This window comes from Streptomyces sp. NPDC012888 (assembly GCF_042900645.1).
Lineage (GTDB): Bacteria > Actinomycetota > Actinomycetes > Streptomycetales > Streptomycetaceae > Streptomyces.
In genome coordinates, this window is the sequence record NZ_JBIBBM010000005.1 from 36,810 (window position 1) to 62,692 (window position 25,883).

General features: G+C 75.6%; 23 protein-coding genes. 10 read left to right on the forward strand and 13 right to left on the reverse strand.

Features of this window, described 5'->3' with window-relative positions:
* Nucleotides 1–16: 16 nt before the first annotated feature.
* The 4 genes from ACFY61_RS09975 to ACFY61_RS09990 all read right to left on the reverse strand — a co-directional run bounded on the left by ACFY61_RS09975 (nt 17) and on the right by ACFY61_RS09990 (nt 2,528).
* The gene (locus tag ACFY61_RS09975; RefSeq protein WP_389469413.1) at nt 17–493 is read right to left on the reverse strand and encodes a nuclear transport factor 2 family protein; all 477 of its coding nucleotides are present in this window, start codon (nt 491–493) and stop codon (nt 17–19) included.
* 59 nt (nt 494–552) lie between these two features.
* On the reverse strand, nt 553–729 hold the full coding sequence (locus ACFY61_RS09980) for a hypothetical protein (protein WP_389469416.1): 177 nt from the start codon (nt 727–729) through the stop codon (nt 553–555).
* A 126-nt stretch (nt 730–855) separates the two neighbouring features.
* A complete protein-coding gene (locus ACFY61_RS09985; protein ID WP_389469419.1) occupies nt 856–1,731 on the reverse strand; it encodes an undecaprenyl-diphosphate phosphatase in 876 nt (291 codons plus the stop codon).
* Between the two features lie 47 nt (nt 1,732–1,778).
* Nucleotides 1,779–2,528 (reverse strand): TVP38/TMEM64 family protein, encoded by a 750-nt coding sequence (locus ACFY61_RS09990; protein WP_389469422.1) that lies wholly within the window; start codon nt 2,526–2,528, stop codon nt 1,779–1,781.
* Nucleotides 2,529–2,674: 146 nt separating this feature from the next.
* Between ACFY61_RS09990 and ACFY61_RS09995 the strand changes: the two genes are divergently transcribed.
* Nucleotides 2,675–3,526 (forward strand): patatin-like phospholipase family protein, encoded by an 852-nt coding sequence (locus ACFY61_RS09995; protein WP_389469425.1) that lies wholly within the window; start codon nt 2,675–2,677, stop codon nt 3,524–3,526.
* Nucleotides 3,527–3,626: 100 nt separating this feature from the next.
* On the forward strand, nt 3,627–4,409 hold the full coding sequence (locus tag ACFY61_RS10000; protein ID WP_389470393.1) for a spermidine synthase: 783 nt from the start codon (nt 3,627–3,629) through the stop codon (nt 4,407–4,409).
* Nucleotides 4,410–4,427: 18 nt separating this feature from the next.
* Here the strand turns inward: ACFY61_RS10000 and ACFY61_RS10005 are convergent, their stop codons facing one another.
* Together ACFY61_RS10005 and ACFY61_RS10010 are read right to left on the reverse strand one after the other, a co-directional pair.
* Complete coding sequence (locus tag ACFY61_RS10005) at nt 4,428–5,735, reverse strand: MFS transporter (RefSeq protein WP_389469428.1); 1,308 nt, start codon at nt 5,733–5,735, stop codon at nt 4,428–4,430.
* 146 nt (nt 5,736–5,881) lie between these two features.
* The gene (locus ACFY61_RS10010) at nt 5,882–6,958 is read right to left on the reverse strand and encodes a hypothetical protein (protein ID WP_389469430.1); all 1,077 of its coding nucleotides are present in this window, start codon (nt 6,956–6,958) and stop codon (nt 5,882–5,884) included.
* A gap of 98 nt (nt 6,959–7,056) precedes the next feature.
* Between ACFY61_RS10010 and ACFY61_RS10015 the strand changes: the two genes are divergently transcribed.
* Nucleotides 7,057–7,515: a DUF4442 domain-containing protein gene (locus tag ACFY61_RS10015; RefSeq protein ID WP_389469432.1), complete on the forward strand. Its 459-nt coding sequence runs from the start codon at nt 7,057–7,059 to the stop codon at nt 7,513–7,515.
* An 86-nt stretch (nt 7,516–7,601) separates the two neighbouring features.
* Here ACFY61_RS10015 and ACFY61_RS10020 read toward each other — a convergent pair whose 3' ends face one another.
* Nucleotides 7,602–9,473, reverse strand: a complete 1,872-nt coding sequence (locus ACFY61_RS10020) for an ATP-binding cassette domain-containing protein (protein WP_389469435.1) — start codon at nt 9,471–9,473, stop codon at nt 7,602–7,604.
* An 867-nt stretch (nt 9,474–10,340) separates the two neighbouring features.
* Between ACFY61_RS10020 and ACFY61_RS10025 the strand changes: the two genes are divergently transcribed.
* Nucleotides 10,341–12,845: a beta-glucosidase gene (locus ACFY61_RS10025; protein ID WP_389469438.1), complete on the forward strand. Its 2,505-nt coding sequence runs from the start codon at nt 10,341–10,343 to the stop codon at nt 12,843–12,845.
* 61 nt (nt 12,846–12,906) lie between these two features.
* Nucleotides 12,907–13,575 (forward strand): DedA family protein, encoded by a 669-nt coding sequence (locus tag ACFY61_RS10030; RefSeq protein ID WP_389469441.1) that lies wholly within the window; start codon nt 12,907–12,909, stop codon nt 13,573–13,575.
* Nucleotides 13,576–13,654: 79 nt separating this feature from the next.
* On the opposite strand, the gene ACFY61_RS10035 is transcribed toward ACFY61_RS10030, so the two are convergent.
* Nucleotides 13,655–14,200 (reverse strand): gamma carbonic anhydrase family protein, encoded by a 546-nt coding sequence (locus ACFY61_RS10035; RefSeq protein ID WP_389469444.1) that lies wholly within the window; start codon nt 14,198–14,200, stop codon nt 13,655–13,657.
* A gap of 118 nt (nt 14,201–14,318) precedes the next feature.
* On the opposite strand from ACFY61_RS10035, the gene ACFY61_RS10040 reads away from it, so the two are divergent.
* The gene (locus ACFY61_RS10040; protein WP_389469446.1) at nt 14,319–15,068 is read left to right on the forward strand and encodes an acyltransferase; all 750 of its coding nucleotides are present in this window, start codon (nt 14,319–14,321) and stop codon (nt 15,066–15,068) included.
* A gap of 39 nt (nt 15,069–15,107) precedes the next feature.
* Here the strand turns inward: ACFY61_RS10040 and ACFY61_RS10045 are convergent, their stop codons facing one another.
* Together ACFY61_RS10045 and ACFY61_RS10050 are read right to left on the reverse strand one after the other, a co-directional pair.
* Nucleotides 15,108–15,974: an EamA family transporter gene (locus ACFY61_RS10045; RefSeq protein WP_389469448.1), complete on the reverse strand. Its 867-nt coding sequence runs from the start codon at nt 15,972–15,974 to the stop codon at nt 15,108–15,110.
* Nucleotides 15,975–16,107: 133 nt separating this feature from the next.
* A complete protein-coding gene (locus ACFY61_RS10050) occupies nt 16,108–16,515 on the reverse strand; it encodes a CoA-binding protein (protein WP_389469451.1) in 408 nt (135 codons plus the stop codon).
* Between the two features lie 106 nt (nt 16,516–16,621).
* On the opposite strand from ACFY61_RS10050, the gene ACFY61_RS10055 reads away from it, so the two are divergent.
* Nucleotides 16,622–17,251, forward strand: coding sequence for a YigZ family protein (locus ACFY61_RS10055; RefSeq protein ID WP_389469453.1), 630 nt, complete (start codon nt 16,622–16,624; stop codon nt 17,249–17,251).
* Nucleotides 17,252–17,270: 19 nt separating this feature from the next.
* Here ACFY61_RS10055 and ACFY61_RS10060 read toward each other — a convergent pair whose 3' ends face one another.
* A complete protein-coding gene (locus ACFY61_RS10060) occupies nt 17,271–18,605 on the reverse strand; it encodes a vanadium-dependent haloperoxidase (RefSeq protein ID WP_389469456.1) in 1,335 nt (444 codons plus the stop codon).
* A gap of 226 nt (nt 18,606–18,831) precedes the next feature.
* Between ACFY61_RS10060 and ACFY61_RS10065 the strand changes: the two genes are divergently transcribed.
* Complete coding sequence (locus tag ACFY61_RS10065; protein WP_389469458.1) at nt 18,832–19,995, forward strand: exonuclease SbcCD subunit D; 1,164 nt, start codon at nt 18,832–18,834, stop codon at nt 19,993–19,995.
* Nucleotides 19,992–23,015 (forward strand): AAA family ATPase, encoded by a 3,024-nt coding sequence (locus ACFY61_RS10070; protein ID WP_389469460.1) that lies wholly within the window; start codon nt 19,992–19,994, stop codon nt 23,013–23,015. The genes ACFY61_RS10065 and ACFY61_RS10070 overlap by 4 nt, the downstream gene beginning before the upstream one ends.
* On the opposite strand, the gene ACFY61_RS10075 is transcribed toward ACFY61_RS10070, so the two are convergent.
* Complete coding sequence (locus ACFY61_RS10075; RefSeq protein ID WP_389469462.1) at nt 23,005–23,451, reverse strand: Lrp/AsnC family transcriptional regulator; 447 nt, start codon at nt 23,449–23,451, stop codon at nt 23,005–23,007. The genes ACFY61_RS10070 and ACFY61_RS10075 overlap by 11 nt on opposite strands.
* A gap of 93 nt (nt 23,452–23,544) precedes the next feature.
* Here ACFY61_RS10075 and ACFY61_RS10080 point away from each other — a divergent pair, with 93 nt between their 5' ends.
* Nucleotides 23,545–24,057, forward strand: coding sequence for a rhodanese-like domain-containing protein (locus ACFY61_RS10080; RefSeq protein WP_389469465.1), 513 nt, complete (start codon nt 23,545–23,547; stop codon nt 24,055–24,057).
* A 101-nt stretch (nt 24,058–24,158) separates the two neighbouring features.
* Here the strand turns inward: ACFY61_RS10080 and ACFY61_RS10085 are convergent, their stop codons facing one another.
* The gene (locus ACFY61_RS10085; RefSeq protein WP_389469468.1) at nt 24,159–25,862 is read right to left on the reverse strand and encodes a DUF885 domain-containing protein; all 1,704 of its coding nucleotides are present in this window, start codon (nt 25,860–25,862) and stop codon (nt 24,159–24,161) included.
* Nucleotides 25,863–25,883: the final 21 nt, after the last annotated feature.

Sequence of the window (25,883 nt, forward strand, 5' to 3'; positions counted from 1 at the left end):
CCGCCGGAGCGGCCGGTCAGGCGGACGGGTGCCGCCACTTCTCGTGCACGGTGACCCGGTGGATCCGCCAGCCCTCCCAGGTGCGGGAGAGCTCGAAGGTGTACCGGCCGGCGGCCACGAAGTTCGGCGCGGTCGGTGCCGCCGCGGCGCCGCCGTCTTCCGGCCCCGCCAGCCGCATCGGGTTGACGAAGTCCGCCCGGACCTCGGCGCTGTCGCCCGGGGAGCCGTCCGCGTCCTCCAGCAGCACCCGCCGGTTGACGATCAGGTGCTGGCGGACGGGGAACAGCCGCATCGCCCCCTCCAGCCACTCGGCGACGTCGCCGGCGGGCCCCTCGATGCCACCCGCCGACCGGTAGTCGGCCCGGCCGGCCGGAGTGAACAGGGCCCGGTAGGCCGCCCAGTCGCCGTCGTCGACGGCCACCGCGTACCCGCTGACCAACTCGTCCACGGCGAGCCGGTCCATCACCGTCGCCAGGTCCCCACGCTGCGTCATCGGGTCAGTGTGGATCAGCGGGCCGCGGAGGCCAAGAGGCGTGCGCGCGCCGGAACCCGTCAGTGTCCGGAACCCGCCTCGCGCTGCCGGACCACCACCAGGAACGCGTCCGTGGCCAGGTCCATCACCACCTCGGCCGGAACCCCCTCCCGCATCCTCTGGGCCGCGTACTCCTCGGCCGGCCAGCTTCCCCGCGGACTCCCGGCCGGAAAGCGCTCCAGCACCACTCGTCCCATGGGACACCCCCTGCACGTCACCTGTCGTTCGTGTTGCGGTCTTCCCCAGGCACAACGACGCGGGGGCCGCCCGGGAACGTTCCCGGGCGGCCCCCGCGTCCTCGCCCCGGCGGGGCCGGCGGCCGGCTAGTGGCCGGACTCGCCCGCGTGCGGGCTCAGCACGTCCGTGCCGACCAGCACGAACAGCGCGACGCCCAGCACGATCCGGTAGATCACGAAGGGCATGAAACTCTTCGTGGAAATGAACTTCATGAACCAGGCGATGACCGCGTAGCCGACCACGAAGGCGATGACCGTCGCGAAGACCGTCGGCCCCCACGCCACGTGATCGTCGGACATGGCGTCCTTCAACTCGTAGCCGCCGGAGGCCAGCACGGCCGGGATCGCCAGCAGGAAGGAGTAACGGGCCGCCGCCTCACGGGTGTAGCCCATCAGCAGACCGCCGGAGATCGTCGCACCCGACCGGGACACGCCCGGGACCAGCGCCATCGCCTGGCACACACCGAAGATCAGCCCGTCGCGGACGCCCAGCTCCTTGAGCGTCTTGCGCTCGCGGATGGCCCGGTGGCGGCCACCACTCTCGTCGCGCGCCGCCAGGCGGTCGGCGACGCCCAGCACGACGCCCATCACGATCAGCATGGTCGCGGTGAGCCGCAGGTCCCGGAACGGGCCCTCGATCTGGTCCTTGAGCGTCACGCCCAGCACACCGATCGGAATGGAGCCCACGATCACCAGCCAGCCCATCTGGGCGTCGTGGTCGGACCGCAGCGCCTTGTTCGTCAGCGACCGGCACCATGCCGAGATGATCCGCATGATGTCCTTGCGGAAGTAGATCAGGACCGCGGCCTCGGTGCCGATCTGGGTGATCGCGGTGAAGGCGGCTCCCGGGTCGTCCCAGCCGGCGAACGCCGCGGTCAGCCGCAGGTGGGCGCTCGAAGAGATCGGGAGGAACTCCGTAAGCCCCTGGACGAGACCGAGGATTAGGGATTCGAACCAGCTCATGACGGGGTGCGCTCGTCCTTGTGATCGTCGGGCAGATGGGTCCGATGCTAGGGCCCGTTGGCGACGCCGCTGACCACAGGGGTGGGCTTCGGGGGGATTCCGGCCGCAGCCGGGAGCGCGGCTTGGACCACGGCGGGGACCGCCGCCGCGGTCAGCCTGTGCCGCTTGCGCCAGGCCACGGCCCCGGCGACCAGTCCGGACACCGCGATGAACCCGAACGAGGCGAGGAACGCAGGGGAGGTGGGGGAGGAGGCGCTGCCGCCGGCGATCACGTAGGCCGCCGTGTTGGGGACCGTACCGATACCGGTCGCGACGAGGAACGGGAGCCAGCGGCACCGGGAGACCGCCGCGATGTAGTTGGCCGCCGCGAAGGGCACGCCCGGGAAGATCCGCACCGCCAGCATCGACCGGAAGCCGTGCCGGCTCAGCTGGCCGTCCGCCGCCTCCAGCCAGCGCCCGCGCAGCAGCGGCCGCAGCGCGTCCTGGCCCATCGCCCGGCCCAGACCGAAGGCGATGCCGGCCCCGACGACCGTACCGGCCACCGCCGCGACCAGCCCGGCCTGCGCCCCGAACACGGCGCCGGCCGCCAGGTTCAGCAGCGGGCGCGGCACGAACGCCGCCGTGCACAGCCCGTAGGCCGCCGCGAACAGCAGCACCGCCGTGCCCACCGGGAGCCCCGGCGGCCAGCCCTCGGACAGCAGCCGCTGGGGCTCGTACAGCACCACGCAGACGCCCGCGGACACCAGCAGGACCACCAGCAGCGCAAGGCGGGTCCACGGCGCGAGGAGGAGGGACATCCCGGGAGACTAGCCGACGCGAACGGACCCCCGCCGTAATCTGCGCCTCACCCCGGCGAACGCCAGGTGGCCGCGGGACCCGCCGTGGCGGCCCGCCCACCGCACTGCGAGACTGCCGCCACCACACACCACGGGAGGCGGCTGGGATGACGGGGACGAAGGGCACGGCACTGGTCCTGGGCGGCGGCGGGATCACCGGCATCGGCTGGGAGTGCGGCATCCTGCACGGCCTCGCCGAGGCCGGGGTGGACCTGTCCGGCGCCGACCTGGTCGTCGGCACCTCCGCCGGCTCCGTCGTCGGCGCCCAGCTCGCCTCCGGGCTGCTCACCCCCGCCGAACTGTACGAGCGGCAGCTCGCCGGGCCCGGAGCCGAGCCGGCCGCCCGGCTCGGCGGGGCCGTCTACGCCCAGTACGGCCTGGCCATGGCCCGCTCCCGCGACGCCCGGTCCTACCGGCGCCGGATCGGAACCCTCGCCCTCGGCGCGGCGGCCGGCGCGCAGGAGGACCGCCGCACCGTGTTCGCGGCCCGGCTGCCCTCCCACGCATGGCCGGAGCGGCGGCTGCTGGTCACCGCGGTGGACGCGCACAGCGGCGACCTGCGGGTCTTCGAGCGGGACGGCGGCACCGGGCTGGTGGACGCCGTCACGGCCAGCTGCGCCGTACCCCTGGTCTGGCCCCCGGTCGCCATCGGCGGGCGCCACTACATCGACGGCGGCATCAGGTCCGCGGCCAACGCCGACCTGGCCGCCGGGTACCGGCGGGTGGTCGTCATCGCACCCCTCGCCCTGGGCTCCCGCCTGCTGCCGTCACCGCGCAGGCAGGCCGAGGAACTGCGCGCGGCGGGCACCGAGGTGGTCGTGATCCACCCCACGCGGGAGGCCCGCAAGGCGTTCGGCCGCAACGTCCTCGACCCGGCGCGGCGGGCCCCAGCGGCCCGGGCGGGGCTCGCCCAGGCCGCCGCCCACGCGGCCGAGGTCGCCCGGGTCTGGACGGCCTGACCCGCTGCCCGGACCCCGCCGGGCCACGACCGACAATGGTGGCGTGAACGACGAACGGATCCCGCTGGTCCGGGACGTGGCCCAGGGCACCGCCAAGCTGATGCCGGACGTGGACCGCGCCCGGGGCTGGCTGCTGACGGTCGACGGAGCCCCGCAGTCCTACGTGGACCTCGACGACCCGCGGCACCTGGAGTTCGAGTACGCCCGGCGCCTCGCGCACGTCCTGGACTGCGCGGCCGGGGCGGATGACGCCCCCCTGGACCTGGTGCACCTGGGCGGCGGCGCCCTCACCCTGCCCCGGTACGCGGCCGCCACCCGGCCCGGCTCCCGGCAGGACGTCGTCGAGTTCGACGGGGCTCTGGTCGAGCTGGTCGCCGAGCACCTCCCGACCAAGGGCGCGGACATCGCCGTGCACACCGCCGACGCCCGGGACTGGCTGGAGCGGCGGCCGGCGGCCAGCGCGGACGTGGTGCTCGGCGACGTGTTCGCCGGCTCCCGCGTGCCGGCCCGGCTGACCTCCGCCGAGTACGCCCGGGAGGTCGCCCGGGTGCTGCGCCCCGGCGGGATCTACGCGGCGAACCTGGCCGACGGGGCGCCCTTCGACTTCCTCGGCACCCAGCTGGCCAACCTCCGCCCGGTCTTCGCCGAGCTCGCCCTGATCGCCGAGCCCGCCGTACTGCGGGGGCGCCGCTTCGGCAACGCGGTGCTCGTGGCCTCCGACGCGGAGCTGCCGGTCGCCGAGCTGGCCCGGCGGTGCGCGTCGGACGCGTTCCCCGCCCGGGTGGAACACGGCCGGGCCCTGCTGCGCCGCGCCACCACCCCGGTCCCCGACGGCGAGGCCCGCCCCTCCCCGGAGCCCCCGGCCGACACCTTCACCCTCTAGGCGCGTACGCGCCCCCGTTCAGACGGCGGTCGGGGCGGACGTGCCGTCACGGGTGCCGGCGGGGGCGGGGGTACCGGCGGCGACCGGGGCCGCAGCGCGGCGCGTCATCCGGCGGACGTCCGGGACCAGCAGGACCAGCGCCGTCACGACGACGACCAGCGAGGCGCAGCCCCAGAGCGCGGCCGTACGGCCGAAGGCGGATTCCGCCGGCCCGGCCAGCGCCGTGGCCAGCGGCAGCATCGACACCGAGCCGAACCAGTCGTAGGCGGACACCCGGGAGAACTTGTCCTCCGGTATCTCCTGGTGCATCGTCGCCATCCAGTTGACGCCGAACACCTCGATGGCGGCCCCGGCCAGGAACATGGCCGCGCACAGCCCCCACACGGGCAGCGGGACCGCGAGCCCCGCCGACGGCAGCGCCAGCGGGAACACGCAGAGCGTGCCGACCAGCAGCATGCGGCGCGGCTTCCACACCATCATCAGCACGGCGCCCGCGATGGTGCCCACGCCGAACAGGGCGAGCGCCACGCCCCAGGGCGCCGCCCCGCCCAGCTTCTCCTGGGCGACCAGCGGCCCGTACACGGCGTCGGCGACGCCGACCACGGCGACCACCACGGAGAACTGGAGGACGATGCTCCACAGCCAGGGGCGGGTGCGGACCTCCACCCAGCCCTCGCGCAGGTCGGACAGCAGCCCGCCGCTGGGGGCCCGTTCGGCGGTCCGGCTGACGTCGAGGAAGGCGCGCATCACCCCGGCGACGGCGAACGCGGCCGCGTCCACAGCCAGCACCCAGCCGGGCCCGACGGCGGCGATCATCGCGCCGCCGAGGGCCGCGCCGCCGATGCCGGCACCGCTCATGGCCATGCGGAACAGGGCGAAGGCGCGGTTGGTGTGTTCCCCGGAGACGCTGGAGAGGAGCATGCCCTCGGCGGCCGGGTTGAAGAAGGCGGTGCCGGTGCCGCAGAGCGCGGTGAGCACCAGCATCTGCCACAGGCGCGGCTCGCCGGCGAGCACCAGCACGGCGAAGGCGGCCTGGGAGACGCAGTTGAGGGCGTTGGCGGCGACCATCACCCGGTGGCGCGGCAGCCGGTCGGCGAGCGCCCCGCCGACCAGCAGGAAGAGGACGAGCGGAAGGGTGCGTGCGGCGGCCACCAGACCGACGTCGCCGACCGAGCCCCCGGCCTCCAGCACGGCGAACACGGCGGCGATGTGCGCGCCGTGGCTGCCGAGGTTGGTGACGACCGCGGCGGCGGTGAGCAGGCTGTAGTTGCGGCCGGCCCACTCGGGTCGGCGGCCGGGGGTCCGGAGGGAGGTTCGTATGCTCACCCCCGGACTATCCCCGGCGCGACGCGATCTGCCAAACCGATATCCGGGCCCGCGCCCGAGGGCCCGGGGCCCTCGTCAACCGTGCTTCAGGCCGGGCTCGAGGCGGGGCCCGGGGCGGGGCTAGGGGCAGGGCTCCGGGCCGGTCGTCAGCCCGAGGTCAGGCGGACGGTGCTGAGCACCTTCTCGTAGACGTCCGCCTGGACCTCCTCCTTCACGCCCGCCGCCCCGTACAGGACCCAGCTGGCGAAGTCGCCGTTGGCGGTCTTGAAGGCGAAGCCGATGGCCTTGCCGTCGGTGGCGCACTTGTGGGGCTTCTTCACGCCGGTGGCGGTCGAGGTCACCATGTGGCCCTTGAGGCCCGTGGTGGTCGTGTACTCCTTGGGCTGGCTGACCTTCACCGTGCCCTTGGGCTCCTTCTGCGCGTACGCCGCCCAGACCCAGCTGCCGGTGTTGTCGTGCGCGGCCTGCGCGGTGTCCTTGGCGCCCTGGGCGCCCTTGACGCCGGTGGCGGCGAGGCTGGTCTTCTCGGTGTGGCCGTCCTGGTCGGAGTCGACCGTGCACCACTCTTCCTTGAGGTACGCCGGCGCGGACATGCTGATCGCCGGCATGCCGTTGTTCTTCTCCTCGTCGAGGATGCCGGCGGAGACTCCGGAGCCGAGGACCTTCCACTCCGGCGGGACGTCGAAGGCGACGTTGTACTTGGGGTTGATGACGACCTTCCAGCCCGGGACGACCGGCTGGATCGAGCCGCCGGCGCGCGGGTTTCCGCTCGGGGAGGCGGGCGCCGCCGGGTCCGAGGGGGTACCGGCGGCGGCCGGGGCCGAGGCGGAGGGCTGCTGCTGCTTGCCGTCCGCCTGGCCGCCCTCGTCGTCGTCCCGGGTGAGGACGAACGCGCCGGTGGCGGCCGCGGCCACCACCACCGCGGCGGCGGCGACGATCGCGACGGTCTTGGTGGAGGTCGTGTTCGAGGGCGGGGCCGGCGGGGCGGCGTGCGGCGGCTGCCCGTACTGCTGGGCCCACGGCTGCGCGGCCGGCGCGCCCTGCGGGACCGTCGGCGGCTGGGGCGGGTACCCCTGCTGCGGGTATCCGTAGCCCGGCTGCTGCTGGCCGTACCCCGGCTGCTGGTACGGGTTCGGCTGCCCCGGTTGCTGCTGGTACGGGTTCTGGTGCGCGTCCTGCGGGTTCTGCTCGCCCCCGGGCGGCTGCTGCTGTCCTGGCCACATGGCCGGTAACCATAGTGGGGCGGGGGGCGCGGGGCCACGCCCGCCCCTCCGGTTGGCCTCTGGCCAAGCGAGGCTACTCGCGGGTAACCTCTGCTTCCATGAGCGCAGATCAGATGAACGTGGGCGAACTGCTCGCCGCGACCGTGCCGATGGTCAAGACCCTGAACCTGGCCTTCGACGAGATCACCGCCGAGCGCGCGGTGCTCCGCCTGCCGGACCAGGCCGACTTCCACAACCACATCCAGGGCCCCCACGCCGGAGCGATGTTCACCCTCGCCGAGTCCGCCAGCGGCGCCATCGTCCTGGCCGCCTTCGGCGACCAGCTCTCCCGCGCGGTCCCGCTCGCCGTCAAGGCCGAGATCGGCTACAAGAAGGTCGCCATGGGCGAGGTGACCGCCACCGCCACCCTCGGCCGCCCGGCCGCCGAGGTCGTCGCCGAACTCGACGCGGGCGGCCGCCCCGAGTTCCCCGTCCACGTCGCCATCCAGCGCGCCGACGAGGCCGTCACCGGTGAGATGGAGATCACCTGGACCCTCAAGCCGCTGCCCGCCGCCTGACGCGCCGGACGCGGGACGCGTGACGCCGGGCCCGGCCCCGGGACGGGGGCGCCGCAACCGGCGCACCGCCCCGGGGCCGGCCGCGTTCAGCGGTCCTGCGAGAGCGCGTACAGCTCCGCGAAGGAGCCGCCGAGGGCAAGCAGTTCGCCGAACGTGCCGCTCTCCACGACGCGCCCCCGGTCGAGCACGACGATGCGGTCCGCCAGCCGGCAGTTCTCCATCCGGTGCGTCACGATCAGGGTGATCCGGTCCTCCTTCATCGCCTGCAGACCGCTGAAGATCCGGTGCTCGCCGCGCGCGTCCATCGCCGAGGTCGGCTCGTCCATGATCAGCAGCCGGGGCCGGCGGTGGAACGCGCGGGCGCAGGCCAGCCGCTGCCACTGCCCGCCCGAGGGCTCGTGGCCGCCCCACAGGGACCGGGCCAGCAGCGTGTCCAGCCCGTTCGGGAACCTCTCGACGGCCTCGCGCATCCCGACCGCGTCCAGCGCCTCCCACACCGCGGCCTCGCCGCGCCCGCCGGGCTGCCCCAGCGTGACGTTGTCCCGCGCCGTGAACGGCCAGTACGCGTACGACTGCGAGACCAGGCCGACCTGCGCCCACAGGGTGTGCTGGTCGTGCTCCCGGGTGGCCACCCCGTCCCAGAACACCTCGCCCTCCGTCGGCACCGTCAGCCCGGTCAGCAGCCGGATCAGCGTGGACTTCCCGGCCCCGTTCTCGCCCACCACCGCGATGATCTCCCCGCGGGACAGCGACAGGCTCACCGGCCCCAGCGCGGGGGCGTCCTTGCCCGTGTAGGTGTACCCCGCCCCCTCCAGGACCACCTTCTCCGGCGCCCCGGCCTCCACCGGGCCCCGCTTGCCGGACAGCTTCGCCGCCTCCGCGAGGAAGACCCGGTAGTCCTCCAGGTAGAGCGCGTGCTGGAACATGTACGCCCCGTTCGTGACCAGCGCGGACAGCGCGGTGGCCGCCGTGCGCATCGCCACGATCGCGGTGCCGGCCGCAGCGAGCTCCATCCGGCCGTCCAGCACCAGGCCTGCCAGGGCCGCCCAGGTGAGGACCTGGAACAGGCCGCCCAGCGACGCCGCGACCAGGGAGACCCGGAGGTAGCGGGGCGCGGACCCGACCAGCCGGTCGTCGATCCGGGCGCAGACCGCCGCGTACCAGTGGTGCGCGTACCCCCGCATGGAGTTGCAGCGCAGCTCGTCGCCCAGCTTGTGGGTGGTCAGGTACCAGCGCATCATGCCGCGGATGTTCCGCGAGGCGATGGTCGCGTTGTGCAGGGCGTAGTCGAGGCGGGCGGCGATCACGGCGCCGAGGCCGCGCGGCACGACGGACAGGAGGAGCAGGGGCAGCAGGAGGGGGTGGACGACGGCGAGGACGCCGGCGACGGCCAGCAGGTTGACCGTGCCGTTGGTGAACGACATGGCGTCCTTGACCAGCATGGAGGAGCGGGCGGCGCCGATCTCCGCGGCCTCCGAGCGGTCGGAGAACCGCGGCTCGTCGTACGCGGACACCTCCACGTCCATGTGGGCGTCGACCATCGCCAGGTCGGCGGTGGTGGCCAGGCGCGGGGTGAGGCGCCGGGCGGCGCTGGAGGACACGATCTGGGCGACGGTGCCGGTGCCGGCGGTGAGCGCGGCCACGGCCAGCGGGCGGGCCGCGGCGGCGATCCGCCCGGCGGCGTCCCCGCCCGCGAGGAGCGGGCCCATCGCGTCGGACACGGCGGCGAGCGTCGCCGCCGTGCACACGCCGGCCAGGACCTGGCCGCCCAGCAGCCACATCAGGGAGCGGGGGTCCACCCGCCAGGCCATCCGGGCGGTCTGCGCCAGCGAGGCGGGCAGCCGGGCGGCCATCCGGCGCAGCGACAGCGCCTCCATCGCCGCGTTGTGCTGGGTCCCTCCGGCGAACGTGAACTCCGGCGGATCCGCCGGTTTCTGCTGTGCGGTCGGCTTCGGCATCTGCGACTCCTTCACCCTCGTCCTCGGACAGCCACCGCCCGTCCCGGGGCACGCCGGGGCAGCGCGCGGCGGGGCCGCGAGGTGCCCGGGGGAGTGGTGGAGGGGTGAGTACATCCCGTCCCGGAGGGCGGAGTAACGAGAACCGGCCGTCATGCCCCGGCGGGCGGCGCGACACCGCAAGGCCGGGCCGCGGGGGCCCTTGGACGGGCCGGGCAGCAGAACGGCCGGAACCGGCGGTGACACCACGCAAACCGCTTGCGCCACGCACCCCCGATGCGCTGGCGCCGGGCGGCGCCGGGTCCGGGTCCGGCGCGGCCGGGGGGTCCCGGTCCGGCGCCGGCGGCACGTCCCGGTGCGGCGCCCGCACCCGCGTCCCGGTGCGGCGCCCGCACCCGGGTCCCGGTCCGGCGCCGGTGGCGTACCGGGACCGGGCCGCGGGCCCGACCGCCCGGGCGGGGACGCCGCGGGGCGGCCGTGGCCACTGGCGAGGCGGGGCCCCGCCCGGGCCCGCCCGGGCGGTCGGGCCGGGTGGAGCGCGCCGCCGCGGGGGTCGTACGGCGCTCGGGGCCGGGGGCGCTGCCTGGACGCTGGGCTACGCCGGAATCGCGCTGGTCCGCTGGGGCGCGCTGTGTCCGGTGCCGGGGGTGCTGCTTCGGTGCGGGGCGGCCGGGTTCCGTCTCGCCGGCGACTGGGGCGCGCGGCTCCCGGGGCCGGGTCGGGGCGGGGGCGGGGCGCCGGGGGTCCTCCCATCAGCTGAACGGCTCCGCCGGGGCCGTGCCATTGAGCCGGGCAGGGGCGTCCGCGGCGCACAGTGGGCGGGGGCGGTCGCCGCCGTCCAGCCGTCCGTACGTGCCGCCGGGAGCGCGAATGAGCCACGCACCCTCCAGACGAACCGCCCTGCGGCTGCTCGGCGCGGCCGGGGCCGCACTCGCCGCCGCCGGGTGCACGGCCACCCTGCCGCCGGGGGCACCCGTGCGCACGCCGACCGCCAGGGGCGTGCCCGGCGGCCAGGTGCGCGCGGCCGGCGCCGCGCGGATCGAGGCCCTGCTGGAGCGGCTCACGCTGGAGGAGAAGACCTCCCTGCTGCACGGCGCCCGCGACCCCGCCCCGCTCGGCCAGGCCGGCTACGTCGCCGGGGTGCCCCGGCTCGGCGTCCCCGCGCTGCGGCTGGCCGACGGCCCCGCCGGTGTACGGGTGACCCGGTCGGCCACCGCCCTGCCCGCGCCGGTACTGCTGGCGTCGGCCTTCGACCCGGAACTGGCCCGCGAGTACGGCCGGGTCCTCGGCCGGGAGGGACGGGCCCTGGGTCAGGACGTCCTGCTCGCCCCGGTCGCCGACCTCATCCGCACGCCCTACGCCGGCCGCGGCTTCGAGTCCTTCGCCGAGGACCCCCGGCTCACCGCCGACCTGGTGGCCGCCGTCGTCCGCGGCATCCAGGACGAGGGCCTCATCGCCTGCGTCAAGCACTTCGCCCTCGACGACCAGGAGCAGGGCCGCGGCACCGGCGACGTGGTCGCCGCCGAACGCACCCTCCACGAGACGGTCCTGCGCGGCTTCGAAGCCGCCGTCGGCGCAGGCGCCGGCGCCGTGGCGGTCGCCGGCAACAAGGTCAACGGGACGTACGCCAGCGAGAGCCGGCCCCTCCTGGAAGACCTGCTGCGCCGCGCCTGGCGGTTCGACGGCTGGGCGGTGTCCGGCCCGCACGCCACCCGCAGCACCGTCGCCGCCGTCAACGCCGGCCTGGACATGGAGATGCCCGCCGGTACCCACTTCGGCAACCCGCTGCGCCAGGCGGTGCGCGGCGGCACCGTCCCCGAACTCGCAGTCGACCAGGCCGTCCGCCGGATCCTCGGCACCATGGACCGGTTCCGCCTGCTCGACGGCGGTGGCCCCGCACGGCCGCCGCGCGACCCGGCCGCCGGAGCCCGCACCGCCCGCCGCGTCGCGGCCGCCGGCGCGGTACTGCTCCGCAACGAGCGCGGCACCCTGCCGCTGACCGGCGCCGCCGCCCGCTCCGTCGCCGTCATCGGCCCGACCGGCGCCCTGCCCTTCGTCTCGGGCGGCGGCAGCGGGCACGTGGTGCCCGAGCGGGCCGCCGCCCCGCTGGCCGCCGTCAAGCGCCGGGCCGGCCGTACCGCGAACGTCCGCTACGCCGTCGGCGAGGACGTCCACGGCAGACCGCTGCCGGCCGACCTGTTCAGCCCCGCCACCGGACTGGACGACCGCCGCGTGCCGGCCGGCCGGGACTGGCACTGGTCGGGCACCTTCACCCTGCCCGCCGACGACGAATGGACCCTGCTCCTCCACTTCCGCGGACCGAGGCCCGGCGTCACCCTCGACGGCGAGGAGCTGTTCCCCGACGGGCCCGCGGCCGCCCGCCCCTCCGGGGGAATCCTCGGCACCGCCCCCGACGGCCTCGCCGTACGCCGCCGCACCGTCGCCCTCAAGGCGGGCCCCCACCGGCTCACCGTGACCGCCCGCGGCGGCGGCCGGGGCGGGCACTTCCGGCTGCGGCACACCACCCGCGCCACCCGGGCCGCCGACGTGGCCGAGGCCGTCAGAGCGGCCAGGGCCGCGCGCAGCGTGGTGCTGTTCGCCTACGAGGACGCCACCGAGGGCGCCGACCGGGCCACCCTCGCCCTGCCCGGCGGCCAGGCCGCGCTGATCGAAGCGGTGGCCGGCGCCAACCCCCGCACCACGGTGGTGCTCAACACCTCCGGCGCCACCACCATGCCCTGGCTGGCCAGGACCGGAGCCGTCCTCCAGATGTACTACCCCGGCCAGGAGGGCGCGGCCGCCACCGCCGACGTGCTCTTCGGGGACGTCGATCCCGGCGGGCGGCTGACCCACACCTTCCCCGCCGACGAGCACGCCCACCCGGTCGGCGGGGACCCGCGGCGCTATCCGGGCGTGGGCGGCCGCCGCGAGTACACCGAGGGAGTCCACGCCGGCCACCGCTGGTACGACGCCCGGCGGGCCGAGCCGCTGTTCCCCTTCGGTCACGGCCTGTCGTACACCACCTGGCAGTACCAGCAGCCCGCCGTACGGCCCGGGCGCGGCGGACTGCGGGTGGAGTTCACCGTCCGCAACACCGGCCGGCGCAAGGGCACCGACGTCGCCCAGGTGTACCTCGGCCCCTCGCCCGACCTGCGCCTCGACCAGCCCGTCCGGGCCCTGGCCGGCTACCGGCGGATCACCCTGGCGCCCGGGCAGTCGCAGCGGGTCACGGTGGACGTGGACCGGCGCGCCCTTTCCGCGTGGGACCCCGGCCGGCGGGCGTGGGTGCTCGGCACCGGCACGCGGGAGGTGTGGGTGGGCCGCTCCTCCCGGGAACTGCCGCTGCGGACGAGGGCGGTGGTCGGCAAGGGGTAGGCTGCCCGGTCGGTGCGCCATCAGGGGGCGCGCCCGCGCACGAGTTCGGGAGGACGTACCGGTGCACATCCAGGACTGGCTGGAGACCATTCCGGCGGTCAGTATCTACATCCTGGTGGGTCTGGTCATCGGGCTGGAGAGCCTCGGCATCCCGCTGCCCGGCGAGATCATCCTCGTCAGCTCGGCGCTGCTGGCCTCGCAGCACGGCGACGTCGACCCGCTGGTCCTCGGGATCTGCGCCAGCACCGGCGCGATCGTCGGCGACTCGATCGGCTACGCGATCGGGCGGCGGGGCGGGAAGCCGCTCCTGGCGCGGCTGGGCAAGCGGTTCCCGAAGCACTTCGGGGAGCACAACATCGCGATGGCGGAACGCTCCTTCGAGAAGTGGGGCATGTGGGCCGTCTTCTTCGGCCGCTTCGTGGCCCTGCTGCGGATCTTCGCCGGACCGCTGGCGGGCGTCCTCCACATGCCGTACTGGAAGTTCCTGATCGCCAACGTCTTCGGCGGGATCCTGTGGGCGGGCGGTACGACCGCCGTCATCTACTACGTCGGCATCGTCGCGGAGGCCTGGCTGAAGCGGTTCTCCTGGCTCGGACTGGTCCTGGCGGTGCTGTTCGGCGTGACCTCCATGCTGGTCCTCAGGAACCGGGCGAAGAAGGCCGCGGCCGCGGAGGCCGAGGTCCCGGCCCAGGCCGCCGCCGAACCGGAGCCGGCTCCGGCGAACCACTGACCGACCGCCTCCTGTCCCGCCCGCCGTCCGTCCCACCGGGCGGCCGGGCGGGCGGGACGGCGGCGGGCCGGGTGCCCCGTCAGGGGGCCGGGGTGACCGCGGCGCGGTGCTGCTCGGACAGCTCCGAGTACATCGCCGCGTTCAGCCGGATCCCCTCCCGCTCCTCCTGCGTCAGCTCGCGCCGCACCTTGGCCGGGACCCCCGCGACCAGCGAACCCGGCGGCACGACCATCCCCTGCGGGACCAGCGCCTGGGCGGCCACCAGTGAGCCCGCCCCGATCACCGCGCCGTTGAGCACGGTCGCGCCCATGCCGATCAGGCAGTCGTCCTCCACGGTGCAGCCGTGCACCACCGCGTTGTGCCCGATGGAGACCCGCTCGCCGATCGACACCGGGAACCCGGGGTCCACGTGCACCGTGCAGTTGTCCTGCACGTTGCTGTCCGCGCCCAGCGTGATCGGCCCGCAGTCGCCGCGCAGCACCGCCGAGTACCAGACGCTCGACCCCGCGCCCAGCGTGACGTCGCCGACCACGACGGACGTGGGGGCCAGGAAGGCCCCCGAGTGGATCTGCGGGCTCCTGCCGCCCACACCCGCGACGAGTGCCTGGTCCGCCTGCTGTGCCATGTCCGGTCTCTTCCTCTGCTCCGTCGGATGCCGCGCCTCGGCAGCACCGTAGACGATGGGGCGAAGATCACAGGAGCCCGGTCCGGACGCCGGGCGCGCGGCCCACTACCGTGGCCGGGTGCCGAAGAACAGAAACACGTTCTCATCCCTGGCGGCCTGGCGGCGCCGGGCAGCCAACCGCGCCGTCCACGCCGGCTGGAACTGGATGCAGCGGGCCGGCGCGGTCACCGCGCAGACGCCCGGCCGCATCCGGTTCGGTGCCATCGGCTCCGGCACCCGGCTGGCGTTCCCCCAGGGCACCGTCTTCGGCGCGCCGTGGATCCGGCTGGGCGAGTACTGCATCATCGCCGAACAGGTCACGCTGACCGCCGGCATGATGCCCGACCTCGACCTCGGCCCCGACCCCGTGCTGGTCCTCGGCGACGGGGTGGTCCTCGGCCGCGGCAGCCACGTCATCGCCGACGCGCCGATCACCATCGGCAACGACACCTTCTGCGGACCGGGGGTGTACATCACCTCCACCAACCACAGCTACGACGACCCCGACGAACCCGTCGGCAAGCAGTGGCCGCGCAGCGCGCCGGTCGAGATCGGCCCCGGCTGCTGGCTCGGCACCGGCGCGGTGATCCTCCCCGGGGCCCGGCTCGGCCGGAACGTCGTGGTGGCCGCCGGCGCCGTCGTGCGCGGCGAGGTGCCCGACCACGCGGTGGTCGCGGGCGCACCGGCCCGGATCGTACGCCGCTGGGAGCCGGAGACCGGCTGGCAGCCGCCGCTGCGCACCCCGGCGCCGCGACCCGTACCGGAGGGCGTGACCCCACAGCAGCTCCGCGCCCTGGCCGAGCTGGAACGCCCGGCCGAGGCGAGGTAGCACGCCGTCGACCACGCTCGGACGACCCGGAGGGAACGCCTAGCCGGCCGCCAGCAGGACCGTGCCGGCCAGGGCGAGCCCCGCGCCCGCCGCCTGCACGGTACTCAGCCGCTCCCGCAGGACCGCGAACGCGGCCAGCGCGGTGACCACCGGGTAGAGGGAGGACAGCACGGCGGCCAGCGTGACCGGACCCTGCTGGGCGGCGATCGAATACGTGCCGTTGGCCGCCACGTCGGCCAGGCCCACGAAGCCCAGCGCGGGCAGCATCCGCCACAGCGTGCGCGGCCCGGTGCCCGGCGGCAGCGCCGGACTGCCCGCGCGAGACCGCACCCACAGCGCCGTACCGCCCGCCACCACGTTGGTGACGCGCTGCACGAACAGCGCGAGGAACAGACCGGTCACCGTGCTGGACGCCTCCGCGATCAACGCCATCACCGCACCGAACCCGAACGCCGCGACCAGCGTGAGCACGACCGCCTGCCGCTGCACCGGCGCGCCCCGCAGCTCGGGCCCGCCTGCCAGCACGATGCCGACCACCGCCACCGCGATCCCCGCGAGCTGCCCGGGACCCGGCCGCTCGCCGATGGCCAGCCCCACGCCGACGGGCACCACCACCCCCAGCGAACCGAGCGGGGAGACCACGCCCATCGGGCCGAGCGCCAGCGCCCGGTAGAAGCTGAACATCGCGACCGGGCCGACCAGGCCCGCCGCCACCGCCCACCACAGCTGGGGACCGGCCTCCCGCCACGCCCCGGTGGCGAGCACGGTCGCCCCGAGCACCACCACCGCGATCACCTGCGAGGCCACGACCACGGTCAGGGCCGGCAGCCGGCGGGTCAGCAGGCCGCCGCCGAAGTCGGCGACCCCCCAGAGCACGGCGGTGACCAGCGCGAAGAGAGCGGTCATGACGGTGGTACCTCGCAGAACAGGGCAGAACGGGCCGACGCGTGACACGCCGAACGACCGAGTAGACCACACGTTCGCCGGGTCGGGCGTCCGGCCTGCCCCCGCCCCGCCCCAGCCCGCCCCGCGTCGCGGCTCAGCGCAGGGTGGGTATCTCGATCGCCGGGCAGCGGTCCATGACCATGTGCAGTCCGGCCGCACGGGTCCGCTCGTACGCCGCCTCGTCCACCACGCCCAGCTGGAACCACACGGCCCGCGCACCGGCGGACACGGCCTCGTCGGCCACCTGACCCGCCAGCGCGCTGTTCACGAACACGTCCACCACGTCCACCTCGAACGGGATGGCGTCCAGCGACGGGTACCCCTGCTCGCCGTGCACCGTCTCCGCCTTCGGGTGCACCGGCACGATCCGCTTGCCGAACCGCTGGAGCACCTCCGCCACGCCGTACGCCGCCCGGTCCCGGTTGGCGGACAGCCCGACCACGGCCCAGGTGTCGCCGAGCTCGGTGAGGATGGTGCGGATGGTTGCCGGGTCGCCGTACACGTGCGCCGCCTCCTGCTGCTCGCCGGGCCCGGCCCCGTGCCGGCCCGCAGGTGGTGAACGGCGGGCGGGGCGGGAGTGTTCCCCCGGTCCCCTTTAGGGTGAAGAAGTGAAGGCAGACCAGTACGTGACGGTGGCCCGCGAGGGCGTGCACGAATCCGAGATCAACCGCTCGCGCTTCATCTGCTCGCTCGCGCCCGCCGCGACCGAGGCCGAGGCGCAGGAGTTCGTCGCCCGGATCCGCCGCGAGCACCCCACCGCCACGCACAACTGCTACGCCTACGTGATCGGCGCCGACGCGTCGGTGCAGAAGGCCAGCGACGACGGCGAACCCGGAGGCACCGCCGGCGTCCCCATGCTCCAGATGCTGACCCGGCGCGACATCCGCTACGCCGTGGCCGTGGTCACCCGCTACTACGGCGGGGTCAAGCTGGGCGCCGGCGGCCTGATCCGCGCCTACGGCGGCGTCGTCGGCGAGGCCCTGGACGCGCTCGGCACCGTCACCCGGCACCGCTACCGCCTCGCCACCGTCACCGTCGACCACCAGCGCGCCGGGAAGATGCAGAACGACCTGCGCTCCACCGGCCGCGCCGTCCTGGACGTGCGCTACGGGGAGGCCGTCTCCATCGAGATCGGCCTCCCCGAGCCGGACGTCGAACGGTTCCGGGCCTGGCTGGCGGACACCACCGCCGGCACCGCCGGCTTCGAACTCGGCGGCGAGGCCTACGGCGAGGCCTGAGCCACCGCCGCAGGGCCGCCTAGCGGACGTCGAACAGGAGCTCCGCACGGCGCAGCGCGTGCTCGCCTACCGCCCGGCCCAGGCGGACACCCGCCTCGTCCGCGGTGCGGCTGTGGATGCCGGACCACACCCGGGCGTCCACGTTCTCCCGGGTCAGCGTCCGCCAGGCCGTGTACGTCCGTTCCACGCCCGGCGCCGTCGCGCTGGTCAGCCGGAACGGCGCCGTCCGCGAGCCGGTCACCGCCGTCAGCAGGGCCTCCGCCGCACCGGCGTACGTGGCGTGCCCGCTCGGGTAGTCCGGGTGGGCCGGGGTCTGGTGCAGCGGCCGCCAGGCCGGGTCGGTCCCGAGCGAACCGGTGCGGATGGCCGTCACCGGCCGCCAGCGGACGTGGGCGTACTTGCTGTCCGACGTGGCGATCTGGGTGTCGACCAGCGCCGCGTGGAACAGGGCGATCAGCTCGGTCCGGCCCTGCGGCCCGCGCGGGGAACGCTCCACGGCCACCCGCAGTGGCTCCGTGTACAGGGTCAGCGAGGACCCGTACCAGAAGTTCGCGGTCTCGGTCTGCCGGGCGGTGCGCACACCGCTGTCCGCGGCGCCGTACGCCCGGACCTCCTCCAGGTCCTCCCGGTACCGCCGGGAGTCCAGCGCGGGCGGCGGACCGAGCCGGTACTGCGCGGGGGAGTCCAGCAGGAAGGGCCTCGCGACCCGGTTGCCGTACTGCACGGCGGGCGCGTAGCCGTCCGGCGTCGGCTGCCAGACCCCGGGCGCGGCGGCGGGGGTCGGGAACGGCGCGTTGACCGAGGCCGGGTCGAGGCCGTCCCCGGCCCGCTCGGCGAGCGCGGCACGGGCCTGCCGCGCCCCGGCGGCCACGCCGCGGTCCTCGGCGGCGCCGTCCGGCACCTCCGCCAGGGTGGCGGCGAGCGCGGCGTCCAGCTCGGCCCGGCGGGCCGGGACGAGGGCGGCCAGGGCGTCGTGCAGGGCGGAGGCGAGCGCGGCGTCCCGGAACGCGGCCCGGTCCCGGCCGGGCGGCGCCTCCCGGACCGCCCGGGCGGCGGCCAGCCAGCCGATCGCCCAGGTACGGCTGTTGGTGACCTGTGTGGGGGCCGGCGCGGCCGCCACCGTCTCGGCGGTGGTGTCGTACCAGTCCAGTACGACCCGCCCGGACGCGGCGGACGCGGCCGGAGCGTCGGCGGCGGCAGACGCCGGGGGCACGGCCGCGGTCACGGCGAGCAGGGCGGCGGAGCCCAGCGCGAGGAGCGCGGGCCGGTGCGCAACGCCGCCGCGGGCGGGTGCGCGCAAGCGGGAGCGGGCGGGGGTGCGGGCAAGGGTGCGGGTACGTGTGGCGAAGGGCATGACGCGACGCTAGGCAGCGGCCCGTACCGGCCACAAGATCCCGAAACGGCCAGGCCGGTTCGGCCACGGGGACTTCACACCACGGTCATGCCCCGGTGACGAAGGGCGCGGATCCGTGGTCCCGCCGGGGGTTACTGTGGTGGCCGACGCCGCACGGGCCCGACCCGGTCCGCCGCGGCCGCACGACAGGACGAGGAGCGGGAGACATGCCGGCCAGGGGGGCACCGTGAGGCTTCTGCACACCTCCGACTGGCACCTCGGCAGATCGTTCCACCGGGTCGCCCTGCTCGGCGCCCAGGCCGCCTTCCTCGACCACCTCGTCGAGACCGTCCGGGAACGCGACGTCGACGCCGTCCTCGTCGCCGGGGACGTCTACGACCGCGCGGTCCCGCCGCTGCCCGCCGTCGAGCTCTACGACCGGGCCCTGCACCGGCTCGCCGAACTCGGCGTGCCCACCGTGATGATCTCCGGCAACCACGATTCGGCCCGCCGGCTCGGCGTCGGCGCCGGCCTCATCGGGCGCGCCGGCATCCACCTGCGCACCGACCCCGCCGGCTGCGCCGACCCCGTCGTGCTCTGCGACGCGCACGGCCAGGTGGCGCTGTACGGGCTGCCGTACCTTGAGCCCGCCCTGGTCAAGGACGCCTTCGGCGCGGAACGGGTCAGCCACGAAGCGGTCCTCGGCGGGGCCATGGACCGGATCCGCGCCGACCTCGCCGCCCGGCCCGCCGGCACCCGGTCGGTGGTGCTCGCCCACGCGTTCGTCACCGGCGGACAGCCCAGCGACAGCGAACGCGACATCGCCGTCGGCGGGGTCGAGGCCGTGCCCGCCTCCGTCTTCGACGGGGTCGACTACGCCGCCCTCGGCCACCTCCACGGCTGCCAGACGATCAACGAACGGGTCCGCTACTCCGGTTCCCCGCTCGCCTACTCCTTCTCCGAGGCCGGCCACCGCAAGTCCATGTGGCTCGTCGACCTCGGACCGGCCGGGGAGATCAGCGCCGAACGCGTCGACACCCCCGTCCCCCGTCCGCTGGCCCGGCTCCGCGGACGCCTCGACGCGCTCCTGGAGGACCCCGCCCTGACCCGCCACGAGGACTCCTGGGTGGAGGCCGTCCTCACCGACCCGGTCCGCCCGCAGGACCCCATGGCCCGCGTCGCGGCCCGCTTCCCGCACACCCTCAGCCTCGCCTTCGACCCGGAGGACCGCCCCGAGGACACCGACGCCACCTACGCCCAGCGCGTCACCGGCCGCACCGACCAGGAGATCGCCGAGGACTTCGTCGCCCACGTGCGCGGCGGCGCCCCCGACCCCGCCGAGCGCGAGGTGCTCCGCCAGGCCTTCGAACAGGTCCGCACCGACAGCGCCGCCCGGGAGGACGCCGCGTGAGGCTGCACCGGCTGGAGATCACCGCCTTCGGCCCCTTCGCCACCCGCCAGGAGATCGACTTCGACGCGCTCTCCGGCGCCGGGATCTTCCTGCTGCACGGGCCCACCGGCGCCGGTAAGACCTCCATCCTCGACGCCGTCTGCTACGCCCTGTACGGCTCGGTGCCCGGGCCGCGCCAGTCGCCCGGCAGCAGCCTGCGCAGCGACCACGCCGACCCCGGCACCCCCACCGAGGTCCTCCTCGAACTCACCGTCGGCGGCCGCCGCCTGGAGCTCACCCGCCGCCCCGAACAGGAGCGCCCGAAGAAGCGCGGCACCGGCACCACCCGGGACAAGGCCCAGACCGGGCTCCGCGAACACACCGCCGCCACCGGCTGGCAGGCGCTCTCCCGCTCCCACCAGGAGACCGCCGAGGAGGTCGAACAGCTCCTCGGCATGAGCCGGGAGCAGTTCTGCCAGGTCGTCCTCCTCCCGCAGGGCGAGTTCGCCCGCTTCCTGCGCGCCGACGCCGAAGCCCGCGGCCGCCTCCTCGGCCGGCTCTTCGACACCCGGCGGTTCGCCGCGGTCGAGACCCTCCTCGCCGACCGGCGCCGGGCCGCCGAGGCGAAGGTCCGGGCCGGCGACGAGAAGGTCCTGGCCACCGCCCAGCGCCTCGCCCAGGCCGCCGGGGACACCCCCGACCTGCGCGAATGGCCGCTGCCCGACCTGGCCCCCGGTGACCCCGGGCTGTCCGGCGCCGTTTGCGCCTGGGCCGCGGTGGCCCGCAGCGGCGCGCGGGAGCGGCTCACCGTCGCCGAGTACGCCCTCGCCGCCGCGGAGAGCCGCCACCACCAGGCCCGCCTGGCCGCCGAGGAGGCCCGCGAACTCGACCGGCTCCGCCGCCGGCACGCCGAGACCCTGGACCGGGCCGCCGCCCTCGCGGCGGCCGCACCCGAACGCGAGCGGGTGGCCCGGCTGCTGGACCGGGCCCGCCGGGCCGCCTCCGTCCTGCCCGCCCTCGAACTCCGCTCCGCCGCGGCCGCCGCGCATCGCGCCGCCGCCCGGGCCGAGGCCGACGCCCGGGGCCGGCTGCCCGCGTCGCTCGCCGGGGCCGGTGCCGAACAGCTCGCCGCGCTGGAGCGAGGACTCCGCGAGGAACTCGGCGCGCTCGGCGCGGCCCACCGCGCCGAACGCCGCTCCGCCGAGATCACCCGCGAGCGCGCCGCCCTCGACCGGGAGTCCCGGGCCGCCGAGGAGGCACTGGCCGAGGACGCCGACTGGCTGGCCCGCTGGGAGGACACCCGCGCCCTGCTGCACGACCGGGTCGACACCACGCAGTACGCCGCCACCGCCGCCGAACAGCTGGCCGGGGCCCTGGAACCCGCCCGGCTCCGGCTCGCCGCCGCCCGGCGGCGCGACGCCCTGGCCGAGGAGTGCGACCGGGCCGCCGCCGAACTGCTCTCCGTACGCGAGGAGGCGCAGGCCGCGCGGGAGCGCTGGCTGGAGCTCAAGGAGGCCCGGCTGCGCGGTATCGCCGCCGAACTCGCCGAGGCCCTCGTCACCGGCGAGCCCTGCGCCGTCTGCGGATCGGCGGAGCACCCGGCCCCGGCCCGCCCCGCCCCCGGCCACGTCGACCGCGCCGCCGAGGACGCCGCTCACGCCCGCTACGAGCGGACCGAGGCGCGCCGCGCCTCCTGCGAGCGCGCGCTGGCCGGCGTACGGCAGGCCCGGGCCGAGGCGGCGGCCGCCGCCGGGGACACCGCCACCGCCGAACTCCTGGCCCGTACCGAGGAACTGACCCGCGAGCACGCCGCCGCCCACCGGCTCGCGGGCGGCCTCCACGCGGCCCGGGAGGAACTGGCCGCGGCCGAGCGCGAGTACGCCGCACGCAGCGAGAACCGGCAGCGGGCCGAACGCCTGGCCGCCGCCCGCGCCTCCCACCGCGAGGCCCTCGACCGCGAACAGGCGGCCCTGGAGGCCGAGCTGAGCCTGGTCCGGTCCGACGCCGGGAGCGTCGCCGAACGGGCCCGCACCCTGGAGACCCGGGTCCGCCTGGTCTCGGAGGCCGCCGCGGCGCTGCGCCGTTCCGAGACGGCCGCGCAGCACCTGAAGGAGGCGGACGACCACCTCTCCGACGCCGCCTTCCGGGCCGGCTTCGACACCACCGACGAGGCCGCCGCGGCGGTGCTCGCCGAGCCCGAGCGCTCCGCGCTGCAGCGCCGCACGGACGCCTGGGCGGCCGAGGAGGCGGCCCTGGCCGAACGCTTCGCCGAGGCGGACACCGTCGCCGCGGCCGAACGGGAGCCGGCCGACGCCCCCGCCGCCGCGGCGGCCCTGGAGCGGGCCGCCGGCACCCTGCGCGCCGCCTCCTCGGCCGTGGACGCGGCCCGGCTCCGGTGCGCCGAACTGGACCGGCTGTCCCGGCAGGCCGAGACGGACCTGCGGGCCCAGGGCCCGCTGCGCGACGCCTACGACCGGGTGGCCCGCCTGGCCGCGCTGACCGCGGGCACCTCCGCGGACAACGAACGCCGGATGCGGCTGGAGTCGTACGTGCTCGCGGCCCGGCTGGAGCAGGTCGCCGCCGCGGCCACCGTCCGGCTGCTGCGCATGTCCGGCGGCCGCTACACCCTGGTCCACTCCGCCGCCAGGGCGGGCGGACGGGGGCGTTCCGGTCTCGGACTGCACGTGGTCGACGCCTGGACCGGCCGGGAGCGGGACACGGCCACGCTCTCCGGTGGCGAGACCTTCTTCGCCTCGCTCGCGCTGGCCCTGGGCCTGGCCGACGTGGTCACCGACGAGGCGGGCGGCACCCGCCTGGACACCCTGTTCATCGACGAGGGCTTCGGCAGCCTCGACGACCAGGCCCTGGACGAGGTCCTCGACGTCCTGGACTCGCTGCGCGAACGGGACCGCAGCGTCGGCATCGTGAGCCACGTCGCCGACCTGCGCACCCGGGTCCAGACCCAGTTGGAGGTCGTCAAGCGGCGCGGCGGCTCGGAGGTCCGGCACCGCACCGGCACGCCGGACGCGCTCACGGACTGAGCGGCCGCCGGGGCAGGGGCGAGGAGTACACGATGCTGGTCGTCACCGGTCCCAGTCCGGCGATCCGGCCCGTGACCTCCTCCAGGTGCGACATGGAGCGGGCGGCGACCTTCAGGACGAAGCAGTCGTCGCCGGTGACGTGGTGCGCCTCCAGGATCTCCGTGGTGCTCTCCAGCAGGTCGTGGAACGGCCGGTAGTTGCCGTGCGGATAGCGCAGCCGCACCAGCGCCAGGATGGACTTGCCCAGCTTCTCCGGGTCGACGACCGCCGTGTAGCCGGTGATCACCCCGGCCTCCTCCAGGCGGCGGACCCGCTCCGTGACGGCACTGGCGGACATGGAGACGGTCCGGGCCAGCTCGGAGAAGCCGGCCCGGCCGTTGTGCTGGAGGGCTTCGAGGATGCGCCAGTCGGTGGCGTCGGGGGAATAACCGGTCATGGACGGATAGTGCCGTGGAAAACCCGGTCCAACAAGTGATACGCCGGGGAAACCGCCTTCCTGTAGTGGATCAAGGCCCGTAGATTTCTGGGCATGACGACGAACCCGAACACCGCCGCCGCCCCGACCGTCAACCCCGTGCTGCGGGTTCCGCCGGCCGCCCCGGCCGCGGCCGCCGCCTACTTCGCGGCCAGCCTCGCCTTCCACGCGGACGTGTCCGACGTCGCCGCCGCCTTCCGGGCCCACCGCGAGCAGGGCGCCGAGCTCGGCTTCCAGCTGGTCGACTCGCGTTCCACCCCCGCCTGGGACCAGGCGCACGTGCCCGGAGCGGTCCACCTGCCCACGGCCCTCATCCCCGAACAGGCCGAGCAGCTCCTGGACAAGGACGTCCCCGTGGTCACCTACTGCTGGGGCCCCGGCTGCAACGGCGGCACCCGCTCCGCCCTGGCCCTCGCCGAACTCGGCTTCCAGGTGAAGGAGATGCTCGGCGGCATCGAGTACTGGATCCGCGAGGGCTTCGAGGTCGAGACCTGGCAGGGCCCGACCCGGCGCGCCGATGCCGACCCGCTGACCGCGCCCACCGACTCCGACGACTGCGGCTGCTGACACCCGCCGCCGCGGACGCGCACGCCGCGCATGACGCGGACGCGCACGGGCCGCCTCGCCCCCCCGGCGGGGGAGCGGGCGGCCCGCGCGGCCGTACCGGATCAGAGCCGCGACAGCTCGTCGACCAGGTCGTCCAGACCCAGCGAGCCCTGCGACAGCGCGGCCATGTGCCACGCCTTGAGGTCGAAGTCCTCACCGCGCGCGGCGCGCGCGTTGTCGCGGCCCAGCAGCCAGGCCCGCTCGCCCAGCTTGTAGCCGATGGCCTGCCCCGGCATCGACAGGTAGCGGGTCAGCTCGCTCTCCACGAAGTCGGCGGGCCGACCGCTGTGCATGCCGAAGAACTCCTGGGCGAGCTCCGGCGTCCAGCGCTCGCCCGGGTGGAACGGCGAGTCCGCCGGGATCTCCAGCCCCAGGTGCATGCCGATGTCCACGATCACCCGGCACGCCCGCATCATCTGGCAGTCCAGGTAGCCCAGCCGCTGCTCGGCGTCCTTGAGGTAGCCCAGCTCGTCCATCAGCCGCTCCGCGTACAGCGCCCAGCCCTCGGCGTTGGCGCTGACGATGCCCACCGTCGCCTGGTAGCGGGAGAGCCGGTCGGCGACGTGCGTCCACTGCGCCAGCTGGAGGTGGTGCCCGGGAACGCCCTCGTGGTACCAGGTGGACACCAGGTCGTACACCGGGAACCGGGTCTGGCCCATCGTGGGGAGCCAGGTGCGTCCCGGCCGCGAGAAGTCCTCCGAGGGGGAGGTGTAGTACGGGGCCGCCGCGCCGCCGGGGGGCGCGATGCGGGACTCCACCTTCCGGACCCGCTCGGCGAGTTCGAAGTGGGTGCCGTCCAGGTTCTCGATGGCCTCGTCCATGATGCCCTGGAGCCACGCCCGGACCTCGTCGACGCCCTCGATGTGGGTGCCGTGCTCGTCCAGGTGCTTCAGGGCCTCCCAGGGGGTGGCGCCCGGCAGGATCCTGCCCGCCTCGGTCTTCATCTCGGCGAGCAGGCGGTGGTACTCGGACCAGCCGTACGCGTACGCCTCGTCCAGGTCGAGGTCGGTGCCGTTGAAGTAGCGGGACCAGCGGGCGTAGCGCTCGCGGCCCACCGTGTCCGGGGCGTCGGCCACGGCCGGCGCGTACACGTCGCGCATCCAGTCGCGCAGCTCCAGCACGGCGGCGGTGGCCACGGCCGCGGCCGCGTCCAGTTCCGCGCGCAGCGCCTCCGGGCCGCCCGCGGCGAACTCCGCGAAGAACCCCGGTCCGGCCCCCTCGCCCTCGTCCTGGCCGGCCCAGGTGGTGAGCTGGCCGATGAAGGTGGCGGTGGGGCGGGGGCCGCCGTACAGGCCCCGCGCCAGGCCCAGTTCCAGGGACTCGCGGTAGCCGCCCAGGGCGGCCGGGACGGCGCGCAGCCGCTGTGCGATGGCGGCCCACTCCTCGTCGGAGCCGGCCGGGGTCAGCGTGAAGACCTCCCGGACGCTGTGCGCGGGCGAGTGGATGTTGCTGACCGCCCGGAGGCTCTCCTCGGCGTCGTGCACCGCCAGTTCGGCGGTCAGCCGCTCGCGCAGCAGCCGCGCGCAGCGGCGCTCGGCGTCGCTGTCCGCGCCGGGCAGCCGCTCGGCGGCGTCCAGTTCCGCCAGCGTGGCGCGGGCGAGGCCGGTGAGGGCCTCCGTACCGGCCGGGGAGAAGTCGGGGAGCCGGCCGGAGCTCTCGGCCACGCCCAGGTAGGTACCGGTGATGGGGTCGAGTTCGATCAGGCTGTCGACGTAGGCGTCGGCCACCTGGCGGGGCAGTCGGGTTCCGTCATGGGTCTGCTGCATGCCGCCATCTTCGTACGCGGA

What these genes read in the sequence shown, in the direction of transcription:
- ACFY61_RS09975 (WP_389469413.1), bottom strand. Translation starts at nt 493, where the DNA reads ATGACGCAGCGTGGGGACCTGGCGACGGTGATGGACCGGCTCGCCGTG.
- ACFY61_RS09980 (WP_389469416.1), bottom strand. Translation starts at nt 729, where the DNA reads ATGGGACGAGTGGTGCTGGAGCGCTTTCCGGCCGGGAGTCCGCGGGGA.
- ACFY61_RS09985 (WP_389469419.1), bottom strand. Translation starts at nt 1,731, where the DNA reads ATGAGCTGGTTCGAATCCCTAATCCTCGGTCTCGTCCAGGGGCTTACG.
- ACFY61_RS09990 (WP_389469422.1), bottom strand. Translation starts at nt 2,528, where the DNA reads ATGTCCCTCCTCCTCGCGCCGTGGACCCGCCTTGCGCTGCTGGTGGTC.
- ACFY61_RS09995 (WP_389469425.1), top strand. Translation starts at nt 2,675, where the DNA reads ATGACGGGGACGAAGGGCACGGCACTGGTCCTGGGCGGCGGCGGGATC.
- ACFY61_RS10000 (WP_389470393.1), top strand. Translation starts at nt 3,627, where the DNA reads ATGCCGGACGTGGACCGCGCCCGGGGCTGGCTGCTGACGGTCGACGGA.
- ACFY61_RS10010 (WP_389469430.1), bottom strand. Translation starts at nt 6,958, where the DNA reads ATGTGGCCAGGACAGCAGCAGCCGCCCGGGGGCGAGCAGAACCCGCAG.
- ACFY61_RS10015 (WP_389469432.1), top strand. Translation starts at nt 7,057, where the DNA reads ATGAGCGCAGATCAGATGAACGTGGGCGAACTGCTCGCCGCGACCGTG.
- ACFY61_RS10020 (WP_389469435.1), bottom strand. Translation starts at nt 9,473, where the DNA reads ATGCCGAAGCCGACCGCACAGCAGAAACCGGCGGATCCGCCGGAGTTC.
- ACFY61_RS10025 (WP_389469438.1), top strand. Translation starts at nt 10,341, where the DNA reads ATGAGCCACGCACCCTCCAGACGAACCGCCCTGCGGCTGCTCGGCGCG.
- ACFY61_RS10035 (WP_389469444.1), bottom strand. Translation starts at nt 14,200, where the DNA reads ATGGCACAGCAGGCGGACCAGGCACTCGTCGCGGGTGTGGGCGGCAGG.
- ACFY61_RS10045 (WP_389469448.1), bottom strand. Translation starts at nt 15,974, where the DNA reads ATGACCGCTCTCTTCGCGCTGGTCACCGCCGTGCTCTGGGGGGTCGCC.
- ACFY61_RS10060 (WP_389469456.1), bottom strand. Translation starts at nt 18,605, where the DNA reads ATGCCCTTCGCCACACGTACCCGCACCCTTGCCCGCACCCCCGCCCGC.
- ACFY61_RS10075 (WP_389469462.1), bottom strand. Translation starts at nt 23,451, where the DNA reads ATGACCGGTTATTCCCCCGACGCCACCGACTGGCGCATCCTCGAAGCC.
- ACFY61_RS10080 (WP_389469465.1), top strand. Translation starts at nt 23,545, where the DNA reads ATGACGACGAACCCGAACACCGCCGCCGCCCCGACCGTCAACCCCGTG.
- ACFY61_RS10085 (WP_389469468.1), bottom strand. Translation starts at nt 25,862, where the DNA reads ATGCAGCAGACCCATGACGGAACCCGACTGCCCCGCCAGGTGGCCGAC.